This window comes from Bradyrhizobium sp. SZCCHNR1093 (assembly GCF_032381175.1).
Lineage (GTDB): Bacteria > Pseudomonadota > Alphaproteobacteria > Rhizobiales > Xanthobacteraceae > Bradyrhizobium.
On the sequence record NZ_JAUHJJ010000024.1, the window covers coordinates 1 to 2,572 of the forward strand.

Annotated in this window: 3 protein-coding genes and 1 pseudogene; 3 read left to right on the plus strand and 1 reads right to left on the minus strand. The window is 62.2% G+C overall.

Annotated elements, in window-relative coordinates; translation table 11 throughout:
• From QX070_RS32970 to QX070_RS32980, 3 genes are all read left to right on the plus strand, one after another.
• The coding region (locus QX070_RS32970) for a hypothetical protein (protein ID WP_315741307.1) at positions 1 to 187 on the plus strand (187 nt) is incomplete at its 5' end.
• On the plus strand, positions 181 to 627 hold the full coding sequence (locus tag QX070_RS32975) for a hypothetical protein (protein WP_315741308.1): 447 nt from the start codon (positions 181 to 183) through the stop codon (positions 625 to 627). The genes QX070_RS32970 and QX070_RS32975, both read left to right, overlap by 7 nt.
• A gap of 12 nt (positions 628 to 639) precedes the next feature.
• A complete protein-coding gene (locus QX070_RS32980) occupies positions 640 to 1,740 on the plus strand; it encodes an IS4 family transposase (RefSeq protein ID WP_315701243.1) in 1,101 nt (366 codons plus the stop codon).
• 382 nt (positions 1,741 to 2,122) lie between these two features.
• Here the strand turns inward: QX070_RS32980 and QX070_RS32985 are convergent.
• Positions 2,123 to 2,572: pseudogene (locus QX070_RS32985) on the minus strand (hypothetical protein); the annotation flags it as partial.

The window sequence follows — 2,572 nt, forward strand, 5'->3', positions numbered from 1 at the left end:
GCTGCGTTGGCTGATCCAGAAATTCTACCGGGAGTGCCTGGAATTTCTAGGCTACGACGTCGAGACCCAGAAGAACCGGCGGCGCATCCTGGACGCCCTGTGCCGTGAGCCGGTGCAGGAGGGCGCCGAGCTCGAAGTCGGCGATCTCCCCTGCGACATTCCCAAGGGGCCAAGATCCAGGTGCTGATCAACCGCAAGGCGCTGACCTCGATCAACTCGGCGAACCACCGGCTGAAGGCGCTTCGCAAGCTGTCGGAATGGGCGGTCAAGACCGAACCGAAGCTGATGGTCGCCAATCTCGCCAAGGAGGTCGAGCTGCTCGACGTGCCCAAGACCGGCGGGCATCATACCTGGCGCATCGAGGAGATCCTGCAGTTCAAGCAGCGCCACCCGGTCGGCAGCAAGGCCTATCTGGCTCTGGCGCTGTTCATGATGACCGGCCAGCGGCTTTCGGACGTGGCACGTATGGGACGTCCGCACATCCGCAAGGCCGAGCACATGAGCCCGCTATTGCGCCAGGTGCATCCCGGGCGTTGGCTCGACTTCCGCCAACGAAAGAACCGCACGCGCAGCCCGGTCGACCTCATAGGCGTTAAGTTTATGCTTGAGTGTTGGAATCCGCCGTGATTCGAACAGGGGATGGCAGACGAATCGCTCCTGAACGAGGACTGGACGAGAGTGGTTGCGCAGCTGGGCGGGGCTGCGCAGCTCGAGAAAACTGCGCGCCAGACGAAGGCCTTCGCGCGTCGGCGGCAGATTCCAGATGCGGTGACGTTACTTCGGCTGATGCTGGCCTATTGTTTGGGTGAAAGAGGGCTGAGATCGACAGCCGCATGGGCGGCTTCTGTTGGCCTTGCCGACCTCACCAGCGTGGCGTTGTTCTATCGGCTGCGTCAATGTGGTGATTGGTTTGCGGTGCTGGTGGAGGGCTTGCTCGCTGCGGCAGCTCCGAAGGCGAGCCAAGGCCGCCTGATCCGCATCATCGATGCGACGACAGTGCCTCAGGCGGGACCGGCTGCGCGCAAGAACAGTGAGCTTTGGCGCGTTCATAGCGCATTTGATCTGCCCTATGAGCGCTTTGGTCACTTCGAGCTGACAGATCAGCAAGAGGGCGAAACGTTTGACCGGATACCAGTGGTCAAGAACGAGATCCGCATTGCTGACCGCGCTTATCTGCAACCTGACCGCATTGCGGCCGTCCGCGAAGCCGGGGCCGACGTTTTGATCCGAGCGGGCTGGAAGAACGCACGTTGGCTTGACGCCAAAGGCCTTCCGTTCGATCTGATGGCCCAATTGCGTGCCGCGAAGGCGCGCGGACTGGTCGATCGGGAGATTTGGATCAAGCGCAAGGGCGGCGCGCCTCTGGCTATGCGTCTGGTCGCAATCAAGAAGCCCACCGGTGCGGCTGCTGCTTCTCGGCGTAAAGCCCGGCAAGACGCAAAAGATGAAAACCGCATCATCTCCAAAGAAACTTTGGAGGCTGCGGATTGGGTCATTCTGATCACGTCGCTCGCGCGGGACGAGTTCTCCACCAAAGATGTGCTTGCGCTCTATCGATTGCGATGGCGGATCGAGCTTGGGTTCAAGCGACTGAAGAGTCTGATTGGCCTCAAGACGCCGCCAGGAACCGATCCGCGCTCTGCCAAGCCCTACCTGCTGGCCCACCTCCTGATCATCCTGTTGCTCGAGCCGCTTGCCAGCGACTTCGAGGACTCTCCCCACTGGACGCAGGCCGCTTAACGACGCCTGGCGCTTGGCGGGTCCTGCAGCAGCTCGTTGCATCCTTGCTGCAAGCAATCATTCCACAACCAACCATCCGTTGCTTGCGCCGCAGAAAACGCGCGTTGGGGCGCCACCTTCGCGAGCCTCCTCGAAAACGCAAGTATCAATCGATGCTCGCGCTACCTTAACGCCTATGCGGCATTCCCTGCGCCCTCATCACTTTCGAAGAGGGCATGAACTTCACGGATCACCCGGACGCAACCAGCGCCGCGGGATTGCCGATACGCGTCCGCAGTCGTCGGAGACAACGACCATGCTGATGAATCCCAATCGCATGCCTGCGGCCATCGCGCTACGAAACCGGTGCCCTGCTCGCTGTCGTCTCCTTTCTCTTTTCGAGCTACGACTTTCCAGCCCCTGGCCCGGCAGGAGGTGCCCTCGTCCCATCGGCCTTGTCGTCGCGCAGCCAGCGGGCCGCCTTGCGGAGACCGCCGAAGGGAAACAGGTGGAAGCCTGTGATGGCTTGCGTATCCGCAGGCGGCGCGTCGGCAAGCCCGCACGCCACCTCGTCTGGTCCCGTTTCGGTCATCAGTCGGCCGTAGCGTCCAATCCGGTTGCGCGCCGCGCGCAAGGAATTGCCGACGCCGCAACGCAAGGCGAACTTCACCAACGTCGCAGGGGTGGCAGGACCGGCCAGCCCGATCGTGACCGGCAGCAGCACGCCGTGGGCGCGGAGCTGCCACAACCAGTCCAGGATCGGCGCGCTCTCGAAGCAGAACTGGGTGATGATGTTGATGGGAACGCCGCGCCGGTCGCTCCAGTCCTGCCAATCCAAAAGCAGCTTCAAGAC

What these genes read in the sequence shown, in the direction of transcription:
- QX070_RS32980 (WP_315701243.1), top strand. Translation starts at nt 640, where the DNA reads ATGGCAGACGAATCGCTCCTGAACGAGGACTGGACGAGAGTGGTTGCG.